At 67.5% G+C, this 22451-nt stretch carries 21 protein-coding genes, 1 tRNA gene and 1 pseudogene; 9 read left to right on the forward strand and 14 right to left on the reverse strand.

What is annotated here, in order from left to right; all coding sequences use genetic code 11:
- The 5 genes from AC3WLC_RS26245 to AC3WLC_RS26265 all read right to left on the reverse strand — a co-directional run bounded on the left by AC3WLC_RS26245 (nucleotide 1) and on the right by AC3WLC_RS26265 (nucleotide 5084).
- Nucleotides 1–2319, reverse strand: a complete 2319-nt coding sequence (locus AC3WLC_RS26245) for a chemotaxis protein CheA (RefSeq protein WP_493686843.1) — start codon at nucleotides 2317–2319, stop codon at nucleotides 1–3.
- Nucleotides 2320–2327: 8 nt separating this feature from the next.
- Nucleotides 2328–2687, reverse strand: coding sequence for a response regulator (locus AC3WLC_RS26250; RefSeq protein ID WP_092155896.1), 360 nt, complete (start codon nucleotides 2685–2687; stop codon nucleotides 2328–2330).
- Between the two features lie 7 nt (nucleotides 2688–2694).
- Nucleotides 2695–2976 carry an STAS domain-containing protein gene (locus AC3WLC_RS26255; RefSeq protein ID WP_493686844.1) on the reverse strand — a complete coding sequence of 94 codons (282 nt, stop codon included), beginning with the start codon at nucleotides 2974–2976 and terminating at the stop codon, nucleotides 2695–2697.
- A gap of 116 nt (nucleotides 2977–3092) precedes the next feature.
- Nucleotides 3093–3560, reverse strand: coding sequence for a response regulator (locus AC3WLC_RS26260; RefSeq protein WP_091840264.1), 468 nt, complete (start codon nucleotides 3558–3560; stop codon nucleotides 3093–3095).
- A 69-nt stretch (nucleotides 3561–3629) separates the two neighbouring features.
- Nucleotides 3630–5084: a methyl-accepting chemotaxis protein gene (locus AC3WLC_RS26265; protein ID WP_493686845.1), complete on the reverse strand. Its 1455-nt coding sequence runs from the start codon at nucleotides 5082–5084 to the stop codon at nucleotides 3630–3632.
- 155 nt (nucleotides 5085–5239) lie between these two features.
- On the opposite strand from AC3WLC_RS26265, the gene AC3WLC_RS26270 reads away from it, so the two are divergent.
- The 4 genes from AC3WLC_RS26270 to AC3WLC_RS26285 all read left to right on the forward strand — a co-directional run bounded on the left by AC3WLC_RS26270 (nucleotide 5240) and on the right by AC3WLC_RS26285 (nucleotide 9038).
- Nucleotides 5240–6115, forward strand: a complete 876-nt coding sequence (locus AC3WLC_RS26270; protein ID WP_493686846.1) for a LysR substrate-binding domain-containing protein — start codon at nucleotides 5240–5242, stop codon at nucleotides 6113–6115.
- Between the two features lie 102 nt (nucleotides 6116–6217).
- On the forward strand, nucleotides 6218–7402 hold the full coding sequence (metC, locus tag AC3WLC_RS26275; protein ID WP_493686847.1) for a cystathionine beta-lyase: 1185 nt from the start codon (nucleotides 6218–6220) through the stop codon (nucleotides 7400–7402).
- A 92-nt stretch (nucleotides 7403–7494) separates the two neighbouring features.
- Entirely contained in the window at nucleotides 7495–8514 is a 1020-nt protein-coding gene (locus tag AC3WLC_RS26280) for an amino acid ABC transporter substrate-binding protein (protein ID WP_493686848.1), read from the forward strand.
- A gap of 77 nt (nucleotides 8515–8591) precedes the next feature.
- The gene (locus AC3WLC_RS26285; protein WP_493686849.1) at nucleotides 8592–9038 is read left to right on the forward strand and encodes a hypothetical protein; all 447 of its coding nucleotides are present in this window, start codon (nucleotides 8592–8594) and stop codon (nucleotides 9036–9038) included.
- Between the two features lie 58 nt (nucleotides 9039–9096).
- Here the strand turns inward: AC3WLC_RS26285 and AC3WLC_RS26290 are convergent, their stop codons facing one another.
- The gene (locus AC3WLC_RS26290; protein ID WP_493686850.1) at nucleotides 9097–10008 is read right to left on the reverse strand and encodes a LysR family transcriptional regulator; all 912 of its coding nucleotides are present in this window, start codon (nucleotides 10006–10008) and stop codon (nucleotides 9097–9099) included.
- Between the two features lie 125 nt (nucleotides 10009–10133).
- On the opposite strand from AC3WLC_RS26290, the pseudogene AC3WLC_RS26295 reads away from it, so the two are divergent.
- The 3 genes and pseudogenes from AC3WLC_RS26295 to AC3WLC_RS26305 form a co-directional block, all read left to right on the forward strand.
- Nucleotides 10134–10433: pseudogene (locus AC3WLC_RS26295) on the forward strand (pirin family protein); the annotation flags it as partial.
- A gap of 262 nt (nucleotides 10434–10695) precedes the next feature.
- Complete coding sequence (wrbA, locus tag AC3WLC_RS26300; RefSeq protein WP_493686851.1) at nucleotides 10696–11298, forward strand: NAD(P)H:quinone oxidoreductase; 603 nt, start codon at nucleotides 10696–10698, stop codon at nucleotides 11296–11298.
- A 93-nt stretch (nucleotides 11299–11391) separates the two neighbouring features.
- Complete coding sequence (locus tag AC3WLC_RS26305; RefSeq protein WP_493686852.1) at nucleotides 11392–11670, forward strand: GNAT family N-acetyltransferase; 279 nt, start codon at nucleotides 11392–11394, stop codon at nucleotides 11668–11670.
- A gap of 720 nt (nucleotides 11671–12390) precedes the next feature.
- Here AC3WLC_RS26305 and AC3WLC_RS26310 read toward each other — a convergent pair.
- The 5 genes from AC3WLC_RS26310 to AC3WLC_RS26330 form a co-directional block, all read right to left on the reverse strand.
- A tRNA-Ile gene (locus AC3WLC_RS26310) sits at nucleotides 12391–12466 on the reverse strand.
- A 40-nt stretch (nucleotides 12467–12506) separates the two neighbouring features.
- Complete coding sequence (gene mbfA, locus AC3WLC_RS26315) at nucleotides 12507–13499, reverse strand: iron exporter MbfA (protein ID WP_493686853.1); 993 nt, start codon at nucleotides 13497–13499, stop codon at nucleotides 12507–12509.
- 131 nt (nucleotides 13500–13630) lie between these two features.
- On the reverse strand, nucleotides 13631–16030 hold the full coding sequence (locus AC3WLC_RS26320; protein ID WP_493686854.1) for a methyl-accepting chemotaxis protein: 2400 nt from the start codon (nucleotides 16028–16030) through the stop codon (nucleotides 13631–13633).
- A 541-nt stretch (nucleotides 16031–16571) separates the two neighbouring features.
- Nucleotides 16572–16982 (reverse strand): acyl-CoA thioesterase, encoded by a 411-nt coding sequence (locus AC3WLC_RS26325; protein ID WP_346363708.1) that lies wholly within the window; start codon nucleotides 16980–16982, stop codon nucleotides 16572–16574.
- Complete coding sequence (locus AC3WLC_RS26330; protein ID WP_493686855.1) at nucleotides 16975–17337, reverse strand: hypothetical protein; 363 nt, start codon at nucleotides 17335–17337, stop codon at nucleotides 16975–16977. The genes AC3WLC_RS26325 and AC3WLC_RS26330 overlap by 8 nt, the downstream gene beginning before the upstream one ends.
- Nucleotides 17338–17417: 80 nt before the next feature.
- On the opposite strand from AC3WLC_RS26330, the gene AC3WLC_RS26335 reads away from it, so the two are divergent.
- Nucleotides 17418–17840 carry a VOC family protein gene (locus tag AC3WLC_RS26335; RefSeq protein WP_493686856.1) on the forward strand — a complete coding sequence of 141 codons (423 nt, stop codon included), beginning with the start codon at nucleotides 17418–17420 and terminating at the stop codon, nucleotides 17838–17840.
- A 140-nt stretch (nucleotides 17841–17980) separates the two neighbouring features.
- On the opposite strand, the gene AC3WLC_RS26340 is transcribed toward AC3WLC_RS26335, so the two are convergent.
- The gene (locus AC3WLC_RS26340) at nucleotides 17981–19204 is read right to left on the reverse strand and encodes an MFS transporter (protein WP_493686857.1); all 1224 of its coding nucleotides are present in this window, start codon (nucleotides 19202–19204) and stop codon (nucleotides 17981–17983) included.
- Nucleotides 19205–19387: 183 nt separating this feature from the next.
- On the opposite strand from AC3WLC_RS26340, the gene AC3WLC_RS26345 reads away from it, so the two are divergent.
- A complete protein-coding gene (locus AC3WLC_RS26345; RefSeq protein WP_493686858.1) occupies nucleotides 19388–20416 on the forward strand; it encodes a 2-dehydropantoate 2-reductase in 1029 nt (342 codons plus the stop codon).
- Between the two features lie 150 nt (nucleotides 20417–20566).
- Here the strand turns inward: AC3WLC_RS26345 and AC3WLC_RS26350 are convergent, their stop codons facing one another.
- Nucleotides 20567–21781: a putative bifunctional diguanylate cyclase/phosphodiesterase gene (locus AC3WLC_RS26350; RefSeq protein WP_493686859.1), complete on the reverse strand. Its 1215-nt coding sequence runs from the start codon at nucleotides 21779–21781 to the stop codon at nucleotides 20567–20569.
- Nucleotides 21782–22053: 272 nt separating this feature from the next.
- Nucleotides 22054–22341, reverse strand: a complete 288-nt coding sequence (locus AC3WLC_RS26355; RefSeq protein WP_493686860.1) for an HlyU family transcriptional regulator — start codon at nucleotides 22339–22341, stop codon at nucleotides 22054–22056.
- Nucleotides 22342–22451 lie beyond the last annotated feature (110 nt).

Genomic DNA, 22451 nt, shown 5'->3' on the forward strand with positions numbered 1-22451 from the left:
TCATCCAGCCAGTTTGAGTTCGGGAGCGGGTTGGCGGGTACCCGAAGCCGCCACGCGCAGCATCGAGTCGACGTCGAGGATCAGCGCGACCAGGCCGTCGCCGAGGATCGTCGCAGCCGAGGCGCCGGCGACCGCGCCATAGTTCGACTCGAGGCTCTTCACGACGACCTGCTGCTGGCCGACGATCTCGTCAACAGCGATGCCGACATTCCCGCCGCGCTCGGTCTCCGCGATGATGATGATGTTCTCGTCACGGGTGCCGGCCGAGCCCATCACGGCGCCGAGGCGATGCAGCGGCGTGATCTCGCCGCGCCAGCGCAGCACTTCCTGGCCGAAGGTCAGGTGCTCGATCGGCGTGTTGGCGAGGTGCTGCGTCTCGATCACGCTGGCGATCGGGATGACGTAGCGGTCGTCGCCGCAGCGGATCACCATGCCTTCGAGCACGGCCAGCGTCAGCGGCAAGGCGAGCGTGAACTTGCAGCCGCGGCCCGGCTCGGAATCGACGCTGATGCGCCCGCCGAGCGACTCGACATTGCGACGGACGACATCCATGCCGACGCCGCGGCCGGAGATGTCGCTGACCGCGTCCGCGGTCGACAGGCCAGCGGCGAAGATCAGCTGGTCGATCTCCTCCGGCGCAAGCTTCTCGTCGGCACCGACGAGGCCGCGGGATTTCGCCTTGGCGAGCAGCCGGTCGCGGCCGATGCCGCGCCCGTCATCGGTCACCGAGATGACGATGCGGCCGGCGCGATGCTCGGCGATCAGCCTGATCGTGCCTTCCGGGTTCTTGCCGGCGGCGATGCGCTCCTCCGGCGTCTCGACGCCGTGATCCATCGAGTTGCGGATCATGTGGGTGAGCGGATCGGCCAGTTCCTCGATGATCGTCTTGTCGACCTCGGTGTTCTCGCCTTCGAGGACGAGCTTCACTTCCTTGCCGAGCGTCTGCGCGAGCTCGCGCACCAGGCGCGGCATGCGCTGGAACACCGCCTTCACCGGCTGGGCGCGCACCGCCATGACATGGTCCTGCAGCTCGCGCGTCTGGCGCGACAGGGTCAGGATGCCCTCGGCGGTCTTGGCGTAGACGTCATAGGGCAGCGAGCGCACGCATTCGACCAGCATGGACTGGGTGATGACGATCTCGCCAACCAGGTTCATCAGCCGGTCGATGCGATCGAGGTCGACGCGGACGCTGACCGCCTGGCGCTGGCGCGCGGCGGCCTCGTTGGCGACGGGCCGCGCCGGGGCACGGGGCGCCGCCGGGGCGCTTGCAGCCGCGGGTGGGGCGGCGACCGGAGCGGCCATGGGCGCGGCTACGGGGTGGATATCTGGCTGCGGCGCAGCATCGGCGGCCGGCCCGAGCCGGGCGAGAATCGCCGACAGGTCGGCGGCGACGGTTTGCGGCACCTCGGCAACGGCCGCCGGAGCCGCCTCGGCAATGGGCTCCGCTTCGACTTCGGTATCCGGCAGGACCTCGACCTCGAACTCCTCATTGGCGAGGGTGAAGTCGAACTTGGCGACGATCTCGTCGGCGCTGAGCTCGGTGCGCATCATCACCGTGAAGCGCATATGGCAGTCGGTGACGTCGAGCGTCTCGAGCGCCGGAACATGGCTGAGATCGCAGGCGACCGAGACGATCTCCTCGGCCGGCAGGATGCCGATCGCGACACGCGGCTCGATCACGCGGCGGAACAGGTCGGCTTCTGGCGTGATCTTGATGCGGACGTCGTGGCCGGGCTTGCGGACGGGCGCAGCGGCGGCGACGGGCTCGTCGTCGTCCCAGCCGTCATTGGCCGCGGCCGGCGCTGCGGGAGCCGGTGCGCCCATCTTGGCATCGACCATGGCGAGCAGGTTGCCGAGCGCGGCGATGCCGACAGGCGCGTCGGAAGCCGGAGCCGCGGGGGCAGCCGGAGGCGCGACAGGAGCAGCCGGGGCAGCCGCCTTGGCCTGGCCGACCTGCTCGAGCGCGGTGAGAAGGTCGGGGCGAACCGGCGCAACCTCGTCGTTGCGGGCAGCAGCGACCAGATCCGCGACCGCGTCGGAGCAGCGCAGGAACAGGGTGAAGGGCGCATCCTCCAGCGCGACCCGGCCGGAGCGCAGATGGTCGAGCGCCGCCTCGAAGACATGGGCGAAGCCGACGAGCTCGGTGCAGCCGAAGGCGCCGGCGCCACCCTTGATCGAGTGGATGGCGCGGAAGGCGGCGTTGACGTCCTCGGAATCGGTCGAGCCTTCGTCGAGCGCCTGGAGTTTCTGCTCCAGCGCGCCGAGGAGCTCCTCGCACTCCTGGAAGAAGGTCTGCTTGAGTTCCGCCAGGGGATCCATAGGCCGCCTCAGTTCTGGTAGCGCGCGACGAGGCCGAGCAGGGTGTTGGGCTCGAACGGCTTGACCATCCAGGCGCTGGCACCGGCACGGCGGCCTTCCGCCTTGATCTCGGCGCCGTTCTCGGTGGTCAGCACGATGATCGGGGTGTTTTGCCCGGCCGGCCGCGCGCGGCAGGCGCGCGTGAACTCGATGCCGTCCATGATCGGCATGTTGAGGTCGGTGATGACGAGGTCAGGCTTGAACTGGTCGAAGCGGGTCAGCCCCTCCTCCCCGTTCTCTGCCTCTGCAACCTCATGGCCGGCATTGCGCAGCGTCATGCTGAGCAGGCTGAGCAGGGTCTTGGTATCGTCGATCGCGAGAATCTTCATCGCGGGATCACTCCAGAACGAGAGCGCTTTGCGCCGGGTCGAACCCGATCGCCTGAAAGGACTGGCGGCACTCGTCCGAGACCGCCTTGAGCGTGACGCTGAGACCGCGCGCCTTGGCGCTGCCGGCGGCCGCATGCAGGAGCTGGATCCACAGGCTCGGGAACGGCCCGGCCTCGGCGCACTCGACCGCGATGCTCTCCTTCTGCTCCAGCGCGACAAGGAGCTGATTGCGGAAAGCCGCAGCCTCTGATCGGCCGAGGAAAGGCGGAAGGGAGACGGTGATGACCACGGCGGCGCGCCCTGTGTTTATTGACTGGGAAGCATCCCCGGGATTGGTAAAAATTTCGCTAACCGCCCCGGCGCGCGGCAAGGATTATGGCCGTTCCGCGGCAGCTTCGTCCGGCCTCAGAACAGGCTGTTGCTGATCGCGCGCGGCACCAGCGAGATGCTGCCGTTCGCTTCCTTGTATTTGCGGGGGATGTTGATGATCCCCGACAGGTGCAGCCAGAGATTGTTCGGCGAGATCGGCTTCACGATGATCTCGTGCGCGCCGAGCTTGGCGGCCTGCACCACCGCGCGCCGGTCGGGCTTCTCCATCATCACCAGCACCGGCGCCTTGGCGAAGGGCGAGGTCTTGAACGAGCGGATCGAGGCCAGGCATTTGACGCTATCGCCATCGGGCAGATCCCAGTCGAGCATGACGATATTGGGCTGCTTCTGGATGAAGGTCGTCGCCGCCGTGGCGAGATCGGCCGCCTCGAACACCCGCTGCAGCTGCGCCTGGTAGAGCATGGTGCGGATGATGCGCCGGTAGTGCGGGCTGGGGTCGATCAGCAGCACCGACAGGTTGGGGAAGGATGGCGCGATATGCATGTCCGCAACTCGAAACCCGTACGCGACTGGAAAACTCACACGCGGCGGTTAAGACTCCGCCCTACCCCATCAAACGCTGAGCCCGAACCGGACCCCGCCCCAATGCCGGCCCCTGACGACAATCGGCGCCGACAGGTCCTCCATCACCAGGAAATTGCCGCCGCCCATGTCGCGCCGATAGGTCTGCAGCAGGAACGGCTTCTGGTTGCGCGCCGCCGCGAGCCCGGTGCGATCGTTGAAGATGCGCCGATTGCGGCAATTGGCGTTGTTCCAGACCGAATCCGGCCCCTGCGGCTGCGAGTATTTGCGGTTGTGCGTCGGCAGGTAGCCGTTGCGGTCCACCGCCGCGCAGAAGACGATGCGCTTGCTCGCCGACAACATCTTCTCCTGCACCGAAGGCAGCAGCCTGTCGGTGAGCTCGGTGAAGCGGCTCATGAATTGCTGGGGGTCGCTGCCTGCGATCGGCCTGTAGGCCTCGTCGAACAAATCGGCCTGGCTGGCCTGCCCGCTCGCCAGCGCCTGCTCGAACAGGCCGGCGATCGCCGCCGCCGCTTCGAGGGCGATCTCGATCATGTCCGATTGCGGGGTGCGCACGCCCGAGTTCGCGATCGCGCCGAGCACCGCCTCGCTGGTCGAGACGAGAGACGCCCCGCGCCGAGCCGCGACCTCGAGATTGCGGCCGGACTGGTCGACCCCGGCGACCAGTCCCTTGATCTCGTCGCCGACCTGCGCGAACGCCACGGCATTCTCGCGCGCCGGCGCCGAGATCGAGTCGATCTCGCCGATCAGGCCGACGACCGAGCGGCCAAAATGATCGAGCTCGCCGATCTGCTGCGAGATGCCCTGGCTCTCGTCGCTGGCGCGCCGTGCCGCTTGGGCGTTCGCCTCGCTCTGCTTCGCCAGCTGGTCGACGGTCGCGACCAGCGCGTCGAGCTGCCTGGCGCTGGCGGCCGTCGCATCGCGCGTCTGCTCGGCGAGCTGCTTCACAGCAGCGGCGATCACCGCAAAGCCGCGCCCGGCGACGCCGCTGCGCGCTGCCTCGACACCGGCATTGATCGAGAGCAGCTGGATCTCGCGGGTGATCGTCTGGATCGCCTCGCTGGCCTCGCGCGCCTTGTGGGCGCGCCCGACCGCCTCGTTCAGCGCCTGCGAGATCGACTGCGCCCCGTCCGACAATTCGGCGATGTCGTTCTGCGCCGCATTGAGCCCCTGCCGGACCGCGCCGGTGACGCGCTCCAGCCCGCTCTTGACCACGGACGCCGCCTGCTGGGCCGTATCGGCCGCGTGCTGGATCGCTTGGTTCGAACGCGAGACCTGCTCGACCGAGGCGACGACACGGTGCAGCCCATCGGTCTGCCGGTCGAGCTCGGCATTGACGTCGCCGACACGCCCGGAAATATCGGTGATCTCGGCGCTGAGCTTGCCGAAACGCTCGGCGATCTCGCGCACGGCCCGCGCTGCCGCCTCCGCCCCTGGCGCATCCTCATTGGCAGGATCGGGCAGCTTCAGGGCCTGGGCCTGCATCGCGCGGCGCTTCCTTCTTGGAGTTCTGCCTGGCGAACCTAAAGGAACAGGGTAAATCCGCAGTTAAGCCGGCGCGCCCGGCAGCACCTGCACGGTTTTCTCTTTTTGGCGTCGCAGCTAGGCTGGCGCCGCACGACATCCGAGGCGAACGCCGCTTGAACAGCCGACAGCTCGAAACCTTCGCCGCGGTGATGAAGGCCGGCACGATCTCGCGCGCCGCCGAACTGCTCGGCGTCACCCAGCCGGGCGTCAGCCGCGCCATCGCCGAGCTGGAGAAGTCGCTCGGCTTCCTGCTGTTCGACCGCATCCGCAACCGCATCGTCGCAACACCCGAGGCCAAGCTGTTCTACGCGCAGGTCCAGGCCTCCTTCCTCGGCATGGACACGCTGCGCGCCACCGCCGCCCGCATCCGCGACCATGGCGCCGGTCAGTTGCGTATCGGCTCGCTCTCCGCCCTCGGTTCCTCGCTGGTGCCGCGGGCGGTGCGCCGCTTCCGTGACAGGCGGCCGGAGATCGCGGTGACGCTGATGGTGCTGCCCTCGCGCGATGTCCGCGACGGCGTCGCCTCCGGCGCCTTCGACATCGGTCTCGCCGCCGACGAGATCGACGTCTCCGGCGTGCTACACCAGCCTTTCGTCCAGCCGCGGGTGCTTTGCGCCCTGCCGCTCGGCCATCCGCTCGCGGAAAAAGAGCTGATCGGCCCGGCCGACCTGCATGATCTCCCCTTCATTTCCTATGTGCCGGAGGACCGCGCCCGCCAGCGGCTCGACCGCGTCTTCGCCGAGGCCGGCGTCAAGCCGCGCATCGTCGTCGAGACCATCTATGCCGCCACCGTCTGTGCCCTTGTCGCCGAAGGCGTCGGCGTCGGCCTGGTCAGCCCCTATGCCGTCGCCGGCGCCGATCCGACCCGCCTCGTGCTGCGCCCGTTCGAGCCGGAAGTGCAGAGCCGCAGCCTGCTGATCCTGCCGCTCGACCGGCCGAAATCGCAACTGGTGCGCGACTTCATCGACTGCCTGATGGAAGTGCGCTAGCCCACCAGACCATAACATCCAGGCATAGAGCCATGAGTTTTGCCTGATTGCCGGCAAGGCCCGGCGGAGTGAATCTTTCTCTCGCGAAAGGACCCTCCTCCCATGCACGACGCGACTCGCAGCGTTCACCACCCCGCCGTCAACGAGGAGGGCTATGCCAGCCTCACCGTGCCGACGCACCGCGCCTCCACCATCGTCTATCCCGACGCAGCCAGCTTCTTCGCGCGCAAGCATCGCGGCTTCGACGGTTATACCTACGGCCTGCACGGCACCCCGACGCACCGCACGCTCGAAGCGCAACTGACCGCGCTGCATGGCGGCGTGCGCACGGTCCTCGTCCCCTCCGGCCAGGCGGCGGTCACCATCGTCATGCTCTCGGTGCTGCTGCCCGGCGACAAGGTGCTGATCCCCGATCAGGTCTATCAGCCGGTCCGCAGCTTCTGCGAGGAGTACCTGAAGCCGCGCGGCATCGACTACGGCGTCTACGATCCGCTGATCGGGGCCGATATCGCCGCGCTGATCGACGACAAGGTCAAGCTGGTCTGGGTCGAGTCACCGGGCTCGAACACGATGGAGGTGCAGGATATCCCTGCCATCGTGAAGGCGGCGAAGGCCAAAGGCGTCCTCGTCGGCTGCGACAACACCTGGGCGACGCCCCTGATCTTCAAGCCGCTCGCCCATGGCGTCGACTTCGCCTGCGAGGCGCTGACCAAGTATGTCGGCGGCCATTCCGACCTGCTGCTGGGCTCGGTCACCGTCGCCGACCTTCGCCTGCGCGAGCAGCTGAAGGTGACGCTGCGCGGCCTCGGCGTCGGCGTCTCGCCCGACGAAGTCCAGCTCGCTCTGCGTGGCCTTGAAACTCTGGCGCTGCGCCTGTCCCACATGGGCAAGGTCTCGGAAGACTTCGCCCGGCGCCTTTTCCGCTCGCCTGCGGTCGATACCGTGCTGCATCCGGCACTGCCCTCCTGCCCCGGCCATGAGTTCTGGAAGCGCGACATGGGCCGCTCCTCCGGCGTGTTCAGCGTCGTGCTGAAGCCGGTGCCGCACGCCCTGCTGGAAAAGGCGCTCTCCGCGCTCAGGGTCTTCGCCATCGGCGCCTCCTGGGGCGGCACGCGCAGCCTGATCGCGCCGCTGGCGCCCGAGGGCGACCGCACCGTCGTGCCCTGGCCGTACCCGGGCCCGTCGCTGCGCATCAGCATCGGCCTCGAGGACCAGGACGACCTCTGGAACGATCTCGACGCGCTGCTGGTCGCGCTCGAACAGCCGGCGGCCGCCAAGGTCGCCTGAGGGCAGGGCCACGAAGGATGACGAACGTGGCGGGGCGGCGTCTCCGCCGCGACGGGAGAGCTTTGCCTGGTAACAACGACAGGGGATCAACGATGAAACGGACCTTGCTACGCCTCACCGCAGCGCTCGCGCTCGCCGCCGGCTTTTCGGCGCCCGCTTCCGCCGACACGCTCCAGATGATCCGCGACCGCGGCAAGATCGTCTGCGGCACCAGCCCCGGCGTCGCCGGCTTCTCGACTCAGGACGCCAACGGCCGCTGGCAGGGCTTCGACGTCGACATCTGCCGGGCGCTGGCCGCCGTGATCTTCAACGACACCGAGAAGGCCGGCTTCGTCTCGCTGACATCAAAGGACCGGCTGATCGCCCTGCAGGCCGGTGAGATCGACGTGCTGCCGCGCACCACGACCTGGACGCTGTCGCGCAATGCCGGCCAGGGCGTCACCTTCACCACCGTCAACTATTATGACGGCCAGGGCTTCATGGTCTCGAAGAAGCTCGGCGTCTCCTCGGCTGCCCAGCTTGGCGGCGCCTCGGTCTGCGTCGCGCAAGGCACGACCAGCGAGCTCAATCTCGCTGACTATTTCCGCAAGCTCGGCGTGAAATACGAGGCCGCCGCCTTCGGCACCTCGGAAGAAGCTCTCAAGGCCTACGAATCCGGCCGCTGCGATGCCTACACCACCGACATCTCGGCCCTCTCGGCCGTGAGGATGAAGCTGCAGGATCTCGACGATCACGTCATCCTGCCGGAAGTCGTCTCGAAGGAGCCTCTCGGCCCCTGGGTCCGCACCGGCGACGAGACCTGGTTCAACCTGGTGCGCTGGACCGTGCTCGCGCTGATCAACGCCGAGGAGCTCGGCATCACCAAGGCCAATGTCAAGGAGATGCTCAAATCCTCGAACCCGGAGGTGAAGCGTTTCCTCGGCCTCGACGGCAAGATGGGCGAGGCGATGGGCGTCACCAACGACTGGGTCGTGCGCATCATCTCCGCTGTCGGCAATTACGGCGAGAGCTTCGAGCGCCATCTCGGCAAGAGCTCGCGCCTGCAGCTGGCGCGCGGCCCGAACGAGCTCTGGAACAAGGGCGGCATCCAGTACAGCCCGCCCTTCCGGTAAGTCCCAGGCGGGCGTGAGGGAACTGCCGGGCTTCCCGGCGGTTCTTGACTCCGTTGCATCACCAAGGAGTACCGCCCGTGCCCGCCATCAAATCCCTTCTCGCCGGCGCCGCCGCCCTCATGCTGGTTTCCGGTTCGGCGATCGCCCAGCCGCGAACGCTCGGCCCGCAGACCGGCTCGGTGAAGATCGAGCAGATCTCCGTCGCCTTCATCGCTTCGGGCCAGCTCGGCGGCGGTACCTTCACCTGGCGCGGCCGCTCCTATCCGATTTCAGTCGGCGGGCTTGGCATCGGCGGCATCGGCGCTGCGCGCGTCCTCGCCAGCGGACGCGTCTATGGCCTGACCGATCGTGCAGACCTGGCTGGAGCTTATGTCCAGCTCAAGGAGGGTTGGGCGGTCGGCCGCGCCGGCCAAGGTCGTATCTGGCTCAAGAACGACAAGGGCGTGACGATCAGCCTCGACACCCGCCGCCAGGGCCTGGAGGCCACCATCGGCGCCGACGGCGTGGTGATCGCGTTCAAGTAGGCGAGACCTCCGACAGCAAAGCACTCAATGGCGGCCGGGAAGATGCTCGGCCGTTTTGCTATCGGCTCTCGGCATCGAGCCGCGCATACTCGCTGCCGAGGAAGTCGAGCAGCGCCCTGACCGAGGGCAGCAATCCGCGCCGCGACGGGAACACGGCATGGATGATGCCGGCCCGCGGCGCCCAGTCCGGCAGGACCTCGACCAGCCGGCCCGCCCTGATGTCCTCGATCACCACCATGGTCGGCATCTGCACGACCCCGACGCCCTGAAGCGCGGCATGGCGCAGCGCCACCATGTCCTCGGTGACGAAGCGCGGCCGGTGGCGGATGCTCGCCTCGGCGCCATCGGGCCCCCTGAGCTGCCAGTCATGGTTCTGGTGCGGGCCGCCCCAGGACAGGCTCGGCAGCGCCACGACATCGGCGGGAAGCAAAGGCCTGTCGATCCCGGCCAGCACCTGCGGCGCCGCGACGAGCCGCTGCGTGCTCTCGGCCAGCACCTTCATCACCAGCTCGCTTTCTTCCAGCGGCGGGAAGCGCACCCTGACCGCGATGTCGAAGCCCTCGCGGATCACGTCGACGCGCCGGTTGGTGCTTTCCAGCTGCACCTCGACCTTCGGGCAGGCGGAAAGGAAGCGGGCGATCATCGCCCCGACCTGGAAATAGAGCACGGCCGACGGGCAGGCGACGCGCACCACGCCCTGTGGCGCAGCCCGGACCCGGTCGATCGCCTCCTGCGCCGCCTCCGCCTCGACCAGCATGGCGAGGCAGTGCCGGTGATATTCGCGGCCGATCTCGGTCACCGCGAAACGCCGGGTCGAGCGCTGCACCAGCCTGACGCCGAGCCGCTCCTCGAGCAGCGCCAGGCGCCGGCTCAGCCGCGAGCGCGGCATGCCCATGGCGCGGGCGGCCGCGGCGAAGCCCTGATGCTCGACTACCTGGGCGAAGAAATAGAGGTCGTTCAAATCCTGCATCGCGCCACCATTGTCCTGCCAATAGGACAGAGTGGCAAGGTTATGCCGGCTACCGCGCCCGCTGTCCCGCTCATAATCTCCTGGATAACACGGCGCCACACCGGTGCACCCAGGGAGATCAGGCCATGCGACAGGTTCGCGGCATCTACAGCAGCCCCGCCGCCCATTGGGTCGGCGACGGCTTTCCCGTCCGCTCGATGTTCTCGCACGCCGCCCAGGGCGAGCATATCAGCCCCTTCCTGCTGCTCGACCATGCGGGTCCGGCTGAGTTCGCTCCGGCGGAGAAGCCGCGCGGCGTCGGCGTCCATCCGCATCGCGGCTTCGAGACCGTGACGATCGTCTATCGGGGTGAGGTCGAGCACCGCGACTCCACCGGCCAGGGCGGCCTGATCGGCCCCGGCGTCGTGCTAATGGACACCGCCGCCGTCGCCTCGGAGCTGCAGAAGACCTGGCATCGCGACGATGCCCAGGAATGGGCGCAGGTCTATACGAAGATCTTCCCGGCCTGCCAGCTCCTGATCGAGAGCTATCTGAAGGCCCAGCAGGTCGAGAAGGACCAGGAGCAGCTCGACTCGCAGCGCGGCTGAGCTGTCGCCCTTGTGAATGGACGGCGAGGCTGCTTCCATCAACCTGTCGCCGCCGGGGCTGCCAGCCTCGGCGGAGCGCGCCCAAGAGGGGATGATTCCGATGACGAAGGTTCTGGTTCTCTACTATTCCAGCTACGGCCATATCGAGACGATGGCGCAGGCGATCGCCGAAGGGGTGCGCGAGGGCGGCGCAGAGGCGGTGATCAAGCGCGTGCCCGAGCTCGTCCCCGAGGAGGTCGCCCGCAAATCCGGCTTCAAGCTCGACCAGGCGGCGCCGATCGCGACCGTCGACGAACTCCCGAACTATGACGCGATCATCTTCGGCGTGCCGACTCGCTTCGGCAACATGGCGGCGCAGATGAAGAACTTCCTCGACCAGACCGGCGGCCTCTGGTTCCAGGGCAAGCTGATCGGCAAGGTCGGCAGCGTCTTCACCTCGACCGCGACCCAGCATGGCGGCCAGGAAAGCACGATCCTCTCGACCCACACCGTCCTGCTGCATCAGGGCATGGTCATCGTCGGCCTGCCCTATTCCTTCCAGGGCCAGATGACGCTGAGCGAGATCACCGGCGGCTCGCCCTACGGCGCCAGCACCATCGCCGCCGGCGACGGCTCGCGCCAGCCTTCCGAGAACGAACTCGCCGGAGCGCGCTTCCAGGGCAAGCATGTCGCCGGCATCGCGGCGAAGCTGGCAGCTGGCTGAAGCCACCCCACTCCGCGGTCCGGCAGCGCTGCCGGGCCGCCTTGCCTTGGACTGCACCACGCCGCGGCAGTGGCAGCTAGAGAGGATCATCCGATGGATACCGGCGTCGTCGACCGCCCCGAGCAGAACCGCTTCGAGCTCGACATCGATGGCGAGCTCGCCGCCGCCTATTACCGGCTCGACGGCGACCGCGTCGTGCTGACCCATACCGAGGTGCCGCAGGCCTTGTCCGGCCAGGGCATCGGCTCGCGCCTGGCCAAGGGCGTCTTCGAGCAGATCCGTGCGTCGGGCCGCAAGGCCGTCCTGCGCTGCTCCTTCATGGCCGGCTGGTCCAGCCGGCATCCGGAGTACGACGACATCGTCGCGGGGTGAGTTGATATCTCGATAGAAGAGTTTGGCGCCGCGGCACATCAATTGAAGCCGGCCCGATTTTCGTTTCATTTCGGCGCCACTCTGGCATCGCTGGGACGAAAGGGAGGGCGAACTGTGGCCCAACGCACCTCTGTGGCGGTGACCTGCTTCCTGGCTGCCTTCGGAGCCGGCTGTTCGAATCGCTATGCCTGGGACGGAGCCAGCTTCACCAAGCCAGCAGGTGAAGCGTTTGCGAAGCTTGCATCCTGGCGGCCTTGGCAATCGGCCCCGGAGAGTCCTGCTCCTTCGGAGAGTTCCGAGCCCATGGTTGTCGAGAGCAAGCCTCTCGCCCCACCGACGATACCCGCAGCGGAAGCCCGGCCGGTGCTGGTCTCGAAGCCCGTCACACAAAGGCAGGCGCGGCGGTCGGCACCGCCCATCGTCTTGCCGGCAGCGATGACCCAACCGGGCGCCGGTCTGGCCACGCCGACCATGGTACGCTGCCAGACCAGCTCGGCTCCGGGCGAGCGCGTGCGTATGGAGTGTCTTCCCGTCGACTGATCGAAAGAAGAAATCCCGCGACATCGTCGCTGGATGAATCATCTGATTGCTGCGTGTCCCGCCGAGCCGTAGCCCGAAGTGCGAAGGCTGAACAAATCTTTCCCACTTTGGAGCCGGGTTCGAGGCAGTGGGAAAAAACAGCCGAAAAAGCGCAATGAAATCAACTAAGGCCTGGGAATGTGGTGGGCCGGGCCGGACTCGAACCGGCACCGGCGCTGTTATGAGCAGCGAGCTCTAACCATTGAGCTACCGGCCCGCGGCAGGCCTAGCATCCGCCGGGCGCAGCGGCAACGGCCTCAAGCGCCGCCGATGAGGATGCCCGCCGCCAGCACCAGCGCGCCGCCGAGCACGACCTGGAAGGCCGCGCGGGCGAAGGGCGTCTCCATGTAGCGGTTCTGGATCCAGGCGATCGCCCAGAGTTCGATGAAGACCACCACCAGCGCGATCGCCGTCGCCGTCCAGAAGGACGGGATCAGATAGGGCAAGGCGTGGCCGAGGCCGCCGAGCGCGGTCATCACGCCCGAGGCCAGCCCGCGCTTCAGCGGCGAGCCGCGGCCGGAGAGCTTTCCGTCGTCATGCGCCGCCTCGGTGAAGCCCATCGAGATGCCGGCGCCGACCGAGGCAGAGAGGCCAACCAGAAAGGTCGTCCACGGATTCTGCGTCGCAAAGGCCGTGGCGAAGATCGGCGCCAACGTCGAGACCGAGCCGTCCATCAGGCCGGCGAGACCCGGCTGCACCCAGGTCAGCAGGAACTGCCGGTGCGCGGCGGCGTCCTCCGTCGAGCCGGCCTCGCCCTTCAGATGATCCTCGGCGAGTTCCTCCGCCTTGCTCTCATGCCCGGCCTCCGCCCGCGCCAGGTCGCCGAGCAGGTCACGCGTCTGCGCATCCGTGCTGCGGCCGGCGGCGGCGACATAGAAGTCGCGCGCCTGGCGCTCCATCGCCGCCGCCTCCTCGCGGATGCGATCGAGCCCGAGCGTCTCGACCAGCCAGACCGGCCGGCGCTGATAGAAATCGGCGACATGCTCGCGCCGGATCGGCACCACCACCTCACCGAAGCGGCGGCGGTAGTCGTCGAGCAGGCGGCGGCGATGCTCGTCCTCCTCGCCCGCCATGCCATCGAACACCGCTGCCGAGGCCTGATAGTCCTTGCGCAGCCTTTCGGCATAGACGGCGTAGATGCGGCCATCCTCCTCTTCCGAGGCGATCGCCAGCGCCAGGATCTCGCGCTCGCTCAGGCTGTCGAAGCGGCGCCGGCCACTCAGGCCGGCGGGCAGGAACCGGGATAGCATCGCAATCTCCTTTAGAATTATTCTAAAATAAAGATCGCACTGTGCTCCCACAAGCTGCGCCAAACGCAACGCCCCCCGCCTTGCGGCGGAGGGCGTCGTGAAACCCGGCAATGCTGCCGCGTGTCGGGCCGTCAGGCGGCCCGCGCCTGGTCGTGGCCATGCTCGGCCGCCCCGCTCTCGCGGAAGCTGAAACGGGCGATGTGCTCCTTGAGCGAACGGGTCTGCTCGTCGGTCAGAGCGAGCGCGGCATTGGTCTCCTCGACCAGCGCAGCGTTCTGATGCGCCATGGTGCCGATGCCGTCGATCTCCTTGTTGATCGTCGAGACGTCGCTCGCTTGGCCGCGGGCGGTCTGCGAGATGCCGTTCATCAGCGCCGACAGATCGTTGACCGAGGTCAGGATCGAGCCGAACACGGCCGAGCTCTGCTCGACCAGGCCGACGCCGACCTTGACGTCGCCATGGGCGGCCTCGACCAGCTTCTTGACGTCGTTCGAGGCGTCGGCGGAGCGCTTGGCGAGGCTGCGCACTTCGCTGGCGACCACGGCGAAGCCCTTGCCGGCATCGCCGGCACGAGCCGCCTCGACCGCAGCATTCAGCGCCAGCAGGTTGGTCTGGAAGGCGATCTCGTCGATCATCGAGATCACCTCAGAGATCTTGCTGGAAGAGGTGCGGATGCGCTGCATCGCCTCCAGCGCCGAAGCGACGACCTGCTCGCCCTGCTGGGCGCGCTCCTCGGCGCTCTGGGCCATGCCGACGGCCTCGGCCGCGTCCTTGGCGGTCTTCTGGACATTGGTCGCGAAGGCGCCGAGCTGGTTGGTCGCCACCGAGACGGCGTTGCTCTCCTCGGAGGTGCGCTCGGCGAGGTCGGTGACGCCGTCGAGGATCTCGCTGGTGGCGCTGCGCACGGCCGAGACGGTCTCGGACAGGCGCGCCAGCGTGCTCTCGAACTCGCCGGCGAGGCTGTTGGTGCCGTTCTTCAGTTCGGCGAACGCGCCCTGATAGCGGCCCTCGACGCGGGCGACCAGATGGCCGTCAGAGAGATGGCCGAGGACCTCGCAAGTCTCGGACAGGCCGGTCTGGACGGTCTCCAGCAGTTCGTTGACCGAGCCAGCCAGCGCATTGAGCTCGGCATCGGCGAAGGTAGCGTCGACCCGGCGGCTGAAGTCGCCCTGCGCAGCGGCGGCGACGACGACGCCGAAGGCTTCGCCGAGCTCGGCCATCATCTGGCGGCGCTGCTCCTGGGCGCGCTCCTCGTCCTCGATCTTGGCGAGCTCGGCGGCGCGCAGCGCCACCGCATTGTCGCGGAAGAGCAGCACGCTCTTCGAGATGTCGGCGATCTCGTCATTGCCCTTGGTGTCGACAGCGGTCTCGAGCTCGCCGTCGGCGATCGCCTTGGTGGCGGCCCAGAGCCTGTTGAGGCGGCCGACGATCTGGCGCCGGACATAGAACAGCGACAGCGCCAGCGCGACGACGAGCGAGCCGAGGCCGATCATGCCGAGCCAGAGCTTGCTGGTCTCGATCAGCTCTTTCGTCGAGCCGACGGCGGCCTGCGCCTCGCCGCGCGCGCCCTGCACCAGCCCGTCGACCTCGCGACGCAGCTGCGCCGCAGCCTGGTCGACTTCCTTCAGGCCGCGCGTGATCGTCTCGCGGGTGGTGATGTCGCGGTTGCGGATGTCGATCAGCCCGTCGCTGCCTTCGCCGATCGCGATCAGGTCCTCGACCGTCTTGGCCCGCGCCTTGTTGGGCGTGATCTTATCGGCGTCGGCCAGCAGCGTCCGCAGCCGGTAGGCGATGCCGTTGAAGCGCTCGCGGGCGAGGTTGAGCTTCTCCTTGTCGTTGATCTGCGCGACCTCCCGCAGCACGCCGACCATCTCGTTGACATTGGCCTGCAGCGTGCGGGCCAGGTCGAAGATGGCGAAGTCGCGGTCCATCAGCGTCTTGACCGCGCCGGTCAGCGCCTCGCCGGAGAGCACGGCGAGATCGTCGAGGCCGAAGGTCACCGCGAACTTGGCCTGCTCGGCCTCGCCGCTGGCGGCCTTGACGAAAGCCTCATAGGCGGTGCCGAGCTTCTCCAGCACAGCAGCGGCCTCGGCATTGTTGCGCAGGCGCTCACCGGTCAGGTCGTTGAGGTCGTTGATCTGGCGCGAGAGGGCGTCGAGCGCGGTCTGCGCCTTCTTGTTGTCGACATTGCCCTCTCCGATCTTGCGGACGAGGTCGAACTGCCGGGCCTCGATCTTGTCGAACTCGCCGGTCAGCGCGGCGCGCTCGCGCACGCTCTGAACTTCCATGAAGCGCGGGGCCAGCGCGGTCGAGGCCGTCGCCGCCTGCGACAGTTCGAGCGCGAGCTCGACCACCGGCATCTTGCGCTCGACCATGTCGGCGACCGTGCTGCCGACCCTGCCATAGGAGAACCAGGCGACCAGCGAGGCCGCGATCGTCAACACCGTCAGGACGCCGAGCGCGGCATAGATGCGCGCTGCGATCCCGATGCGCGAGCCCTTCTGGCGCGCAGGCTTTCCAGTCTTCGACATTGACGCGGTACTCCTGAAGGCATCCCCGGCAGCGCGGCGCTGGCCGGGATCGGACACGGACATGGGGACAGGCGGCCGACGAGGGTCAGCCGCGGAACGGGTATGATCTGGATGATGTGCAGCGACGGCTCGCCGGCACGGCGCCATATTCCGGCGACGGCGCGAGCCAAGCTTCATGCGCCGACGGATGACGGCGGCCGATCATGCAGGACCTCCCAGCCCCTGGCAGAGCGGTCCCGATGGACCGATCGGCGGCAGAATTGCGGCGATCCGCTTAAAGAACGCTTAAGTTGCCGGATTCTTCTGAATCACTCGGCGATCGAGGGGATTTACGCCTCGTTAGGGTTTGCTGAGCGCGCGCCCCCCTCCCCCTTGCGGGGAGGGGCAGGGGTGGGGGTCGTAAAGCCGGAGCGACCACTGGAACCAGGGGCGCTGCTGTGGCTGCCAAGCTTTTTTCTTCAACGGATCACCAAGCTGCACCACCCCCAACCCTTCCCCACAAGGGGGAAGGGAGGAACCAGGCGATCGGCCTTGCAGCCCCCTACTCCGCCGGCAGCGGCGGCACCGGGCGCGGCCGGCCGTCGTCGTCGATCGCGACGAAGGTGAAGCTCGCGTCAGTGACCTTCTCGTGCAGGGTGGTGCGGAAGCGCTTGGCCCAGGCTTCGACCTGGATCTTCATCGATGTCCGCCCGACCGACTTCACCGAGGTGTAGACGCTGAGCACGTCGCCGACCTTGACCGGGCGGATGAAGGTCATCGCCTCGACCGCGACCGTCACCACGCGCCCCTGCGCCCGCTCTACCCCGGCGATGCCGCCGGCCTGGTCCATGCGCGACATCACCCAGCCGCCGAAGATGTCGCCATTGGCGTTGGTGTCCGCCGGCATGGCGATGGTGCGCACGGTCAAGGTGCCGCAGGGTTCTTCGGCAGGTGTCACGCCCGGCTCAGTCATCTTTGACCTTCCCCTCTTCGATATGGAAGGAGTGGAGCACACGATGCAGGATCGGCGCCAGCACGAAGCCGGTGGCGATCACCACGAACAGACCCGAGAAGATCGCGTAGAAGCCGGCGAAGAGCTTGCCGCCCGTAGTCTTGAGTTCGGTCACCGGCCCCATGCCGGAGAGGATCATCGCCGCATTGACGAAGGCGTCGACCCCGCTCATGCCCTCGCTGGCGGCATAGCCGATCATGCCGATGCCGAGGCCCGCCATGGTGAGCGCCAGCCAGAGCAGCACGGCGCGGCTGATGCGCCGGACGAAGAGCCTGACCGGGATCAGCCGTTCATGGCGGCGTTCGAATTGCAGCATGGATTCGCCCCGGCTGACCTTGAGCCCAGCTTGGCGCAGCCGCATGCTGGGTCAAGCCATTGCAGGCAAGGAGAAGCGCGATGAGCACCTCGTCCCCGATGATCTGCATCTCGCTGCGCTATGCCGACGCGCCGCGCATCTATGACTGGCTGATCGCGGCCTTCGGCTTCGAGAAGCACGCCGCCTATTATTCCGACGACGGCAAGACGCTGCTCCATGGCGAGCTGCGCATGGGCGACAGCTTCATCATGCTCGGCTCGTCCGAGAACAACGAGTTCGGCAAGCTGGTCTCGCGTCCGGCCGAGCTCGGCGGAACCACCGCCTCGCCCTATGTCGCGACCACCGACATCGACACGCTCTGCGAGCGCGCCCGGGCAGCAGGAGCCGAAATCTGCATGGAACCGACCGACCAGCCCTATGGCAGCCGCGATTTCATCTGCAAGGACCCGGAAGGCCATGTCTGGTGCTTCGGGACGTATAGGCCGGGAGACAAGACGGGCTGATCTCTCGCGTCATTGCGAGGAGCGTAAGCGACGAAGCAATCCAGGGGCGGCAGTGCTCTACGTCTCCCTGGATTGCTTCGCGGAGCCTGTCCTCGGGCTTGCCGAAGGCAAGACCCGGGGGCTCGCGATGACGGATCGCGTCACGCCGCCGCCAGCTTCGGCCGCGCCTTCAGCATCAGCCAGCAGACGATCGAGAGGTTGATCAGGTTCCAGGCGAGGCCGTTGAGGAAGGCGAGCCGGTAGGACGCGGTCATGTCGAAGATCAGCCCGGAAACCCAGCCGCCGAAGGCCATGCCGAAGATCGTCGCAGACATGACCACGCCGATGCGCATGCCGGCCTCGCGCGGCGGCATGTAATCGCGGATCACCACCGCATACATCGGCACGATCCCGCCCTGGAACAGGCCGAATATGGCCGTGACGATGAAGAGCGAGCTCAGCCCGTCGAACCAGAGATAGAGGAAGAGCGCCATGCCCTGCATCAGCGAGGACAGGACCAGCGTCATCGTGCCGCCGATCCTGTCGGCGACGAAGCCGGACGAGATCCGGCTGACGACGCCGAGCGCCATCATCACGCTCAGCATCTCGGCGCCGCGGGCGACGCCGTAGCCGAGGTCGCTGCAATAGGCGACGATATGGACCTGCGGCATCGACATCGCGACGCAGCAGCAGAAGCCGGCCACGACCAGGAGCAGCTGCAGCTGGTTCGGCGACAGCCCTAGGCTGCCGCGCGCGCCGGCGCTGGTCGCCTCGGCGGCCGCGATGCTCGCCGCGTTCGGCCGGCGCCGGAAGAATGGCGCCAGCGGCAGCATCACCACCAGGCAGGCGATGCCGAGCCACAGATGCGTGGTGCGCAGACCATGGGTCTGGACGCCCCAGTTGATCAGCTGTGGCCAGAACATGCCGGCGAAATAGCTGCCCGACGCGCCGAACACGACGGCGAGGCCACGATAGCGCCGGAACCAGTGCGAGAGATCGGCGATCAGCGGCGAGAAGCCGGTGGCGGCGCCGAGCCCGATCAGGAAGCCATGCGCCAGCGCGAACTGCCAGAGCGAGCCGGCGACCGAGGCGAGCGCGTAGCCGCTGCCGAGCAGCAGCGCCCCCAGCACGATCGGCACGGCAATGCCGGTGCGGTCGGCGAGCCGGCCCATGGCGATGTTGCCGATGCCGAAGCCGATCATGGCGCAGGTATAGGGCAGCGAGGCGTCGGCGCGCATCACGCCGAACTGCTGCTGCACCGACGTCACCACCACCACCGCCGACCAGGAGCCGACGCAGGCGATCGTGCCGACCAGGAGGGCGAGCGCCAGCCTCATCCAGGCGTAAGGAGAATCCGGCGCGTAGCGCGCATCCTGGGCGTTCATGTTTCCTCGCCGGCATCAGCGGAGAACGAAATTCTCTCTGCCCGAGCATTAGGCAGCGCGAGGGTTCGCCACAAGCGCATGGGCGGCGGGCCGATGCGGCGCGGATGTGGGGTCATCTTGCATGCCCCGAGCTATTTGCATCGCCCTACAGGGCAGGCATGCTCGGCACCAGCGGGAGGCGCGATGGCCAGGATCTGTATCTACGGCGCCGGCGCGATCGGCTGCTATCTTGGCGGACGGCTCGCTGCTGCTGGCACCGAGGTCGGCTTCATAGGCCGTCCCGGCATTGGCGAGGAGCTTCGCCGGCATGGCCTGACGCTGACGCATTATGACGGGCGCGACTGGCGCGTTCTGCCGGAGGCGATCGCCTTCTCGCCCGGGCCGGACGCGGCCGCGAGCGCCGAACTGATCCTCGTCACGGTGAAATCCGGCGCCACCGCGCAGGCCGCGGCCGAGTTGGCCGGTGTGGTCAGCCCAAGTGCAGTGGTGATCAGCTTCCAGAACGGCATCGGCAATGCGCAAACGCTGCGCGCCGCCCTTCCCGGCTGCAGCGTCCTCGCCGGCATGGTGCCGTTCAATGTCGTGAAGCGCGGTCCCGGCGCCTTCCATCAGGCTTCCGAGGGCGAACCGGAGGTCGAGGATTCCTCCGCACTCGCGCCGTTCCTCGCCGATTTCGCCGGTGCCGGCTTCGCCTTGCGTCGGCACCGCGACATGCCGCCGGTGCAATGGGCCAAGCTGCTCCTCAACCTCAACAACGCCGTCAACGCCCTCTCCGGCCTGCCCTTGCACCAGGAGCTGGCGCAGCGCGGCTATCGCCGCTGCCTCGCCCTCGCCCAGGCCGAAGCGCTAGCCCTGCTGAATGAGGCCGGTATCCGCCCTGCCCGGCTGACGCCGCTGCCGGCAGGCTGGATCCCGGCGCTGCTGCGCCTGCCCGATGCGCTGTTCGCGCGGCTAGCCCGCAAGATGCTGGCGATCGACCCATCGGCGCGCTCCTCCATGGCCGACGATCTCGCAGCCGGGCGTCCGACCGAGGTCGACTGGATCAATGGCGAGGTGGTCGGGCTGGCGCAGCGGCTCGGGCGGCAGGCACCGGTGAACGCGCGCCTGATCGCGCTGATCAAGGCCGCGGAACAAGGCGAGACGAGCTGGAGCGGCGAGGCCCTGCTCGCCGAATTGTCGAACCGTCTTTCCCGGGCAGGCCGACAGGCCTGAGCCCGGAATCCAGAACCAACACCGTAGCCGCGAAAGCACATCGGCCTCGGCACCATCATCAAGACCCGCATCGGCTCTGGATTCCGGGCCCATCGCTGCGCGATGTCCCGGAAAGACGGCATCGTTCCGTCCGAAACAGCGTGCTCCGACTCAGCCCTTGCGGCCGGTCAGGTCGGCATATTGCTCGGCGGGCAGCGGCCGCCCGAGCATGTAGCCCTGCATGTAGTTGCAGCCTTCGTCGATCAGGAAGTCGAGCTGTTCGCGCGTCTCGACACCCTCGGCCACCACCTCGATGTCGAGCGCATGGCCGAGCGCGATGACGGCGCGGGTGATCGCCGCCGCCTCCGAGGCGACGCCGAGATTGGCGACGAAGCTGCGGTCGATCTTCAGCGTCGAGAGCGGGAACATGTGCAGATAGGAGAGCGAGGAATAGCCCGTCCCGAAATCGTCGAGCGCGATGCGCACGCCGAGCGCCTTGATCCGGTGCAGCACCAGCATCGTCCGGTCGAAATCGGTGATCATCACCCCTTCGGTGATCTCGAGCTCGAGCCGCTCCGGCTCCAGCCCGGTCTCGAGCAGCACCTCGTCGATCAGCGCCGGCAGGTCGCCATGGCGGAACTGCAGCGGCGAGACATTGACGGCGATGCGCAGCGCCTTGGCCCAGCTCGCCGCCTCGGTACAGGCCTGGCACAGCAGCTCGCGCGCCAGCGGCAGGATCAGCCCGCTCTCTTCCGCCGCCGGGATGAATTCGGAGGGCGGGACCACGCCGCGCTCGGGATGGACCCAGCGCGCCAGCGCCTCGAAGCCCGTCAGGGTGCCGGCCGCCGAGAACACCGGCTGGTAGTGCAGATGCAATTGCTTCTGCGCGATCGCGGCCGCGAGATCTTCGGCAAGGTGATGACCGGACGAGACCGCGTCGAACCCGGCCTGCGGTCCGCTGCTGACGTCGACCATCACATTGACGGCGCCGGTGAGCTCGCCTTGTGAATCGTAGAGCGGCGTCGGCAGCGGCATGAAGCGGACGCGGCTGCCATCGGGCCGCTCGGCCAGCGCCTCGATGCCGCGAACTGCGCGCCGCTCGCGCAAAGCCAGCGCCAGCGGGCAGTCCTCATGCGCCAGGGGCGAGCCGTCGAGCTGGAAGAGGCGGTGGGCGATGCACCAGCGATCCTGCCCGAGCTGCGGCTGCCGCCCCACCAGCCGCGCCGCCGCCTGATTGAAATAGGTCACATACCCATCGGCATCCGTCGCATAGAGCGCGAGCGGCAGCTGTGCCACGACCTCCCGGAACCAGCCGTCATCGGCGGCGCCGGCCTGCACACCCGAAGGCTCGTCCGGCTCTTGGTTGCCGGGGGAATTGGGAGGCATGCGGACGGTCTCGACACGGCGAACAACGTGATGGCATCAAAGCGGCAAAAACCGAATAAAGTTTTAAATGGCGTAGCCGAATCCAATGCCGCAGCGCAATAGCCACTCTCTTAAGGTATGGAGAGCGGCATCGCCCGTCGTATTATTTGACTCAAATTTGCGCAGTTTCCCAAGGAAACCGTAATGGATGCGCAGTTTTAAAATTTTGAACCAATACTAACTGATGATTTTCGAAACAACTTCGATGGACAGGACAAGGATTACCCAAAATCCTATTTGAACAGGCGTTCGCCCTGCTCGTCGATCAGCTGCCGAGCCTTGACGATGGCGAAGTCGGCCGCCTCCTCGGCGCCCGGGAAGCGGTCGGCCCGGATGAAGCGATGGCTCTTCACCTCACCGTCGATCTCCTTCTCGATCACCCCGGACAATTGCTGCTGCCCGCCTTCGGGAAACGGCGTCGCATAGATGGTGAAGCCCTTGTACTCGATGCTCTTCAGCGGCCCGGCCGGACCGGCGGGCTTGGCCTCCTTGCGGCCGAACAGGGATTTGAGGAAGGACATGGCGCGCTCCGTGTGACCGGCGCTGTATAGCGCAGATGCGGGCGGCTTGGCCAAGAGGCCGGGCGTGAGAAGGGCAACCGACCTCGGCATCCGAGGAATCCTCCATCGCG

This window comes from Allobosea sp. GW821-FHT03A12, from assembly GCF_058986765.1.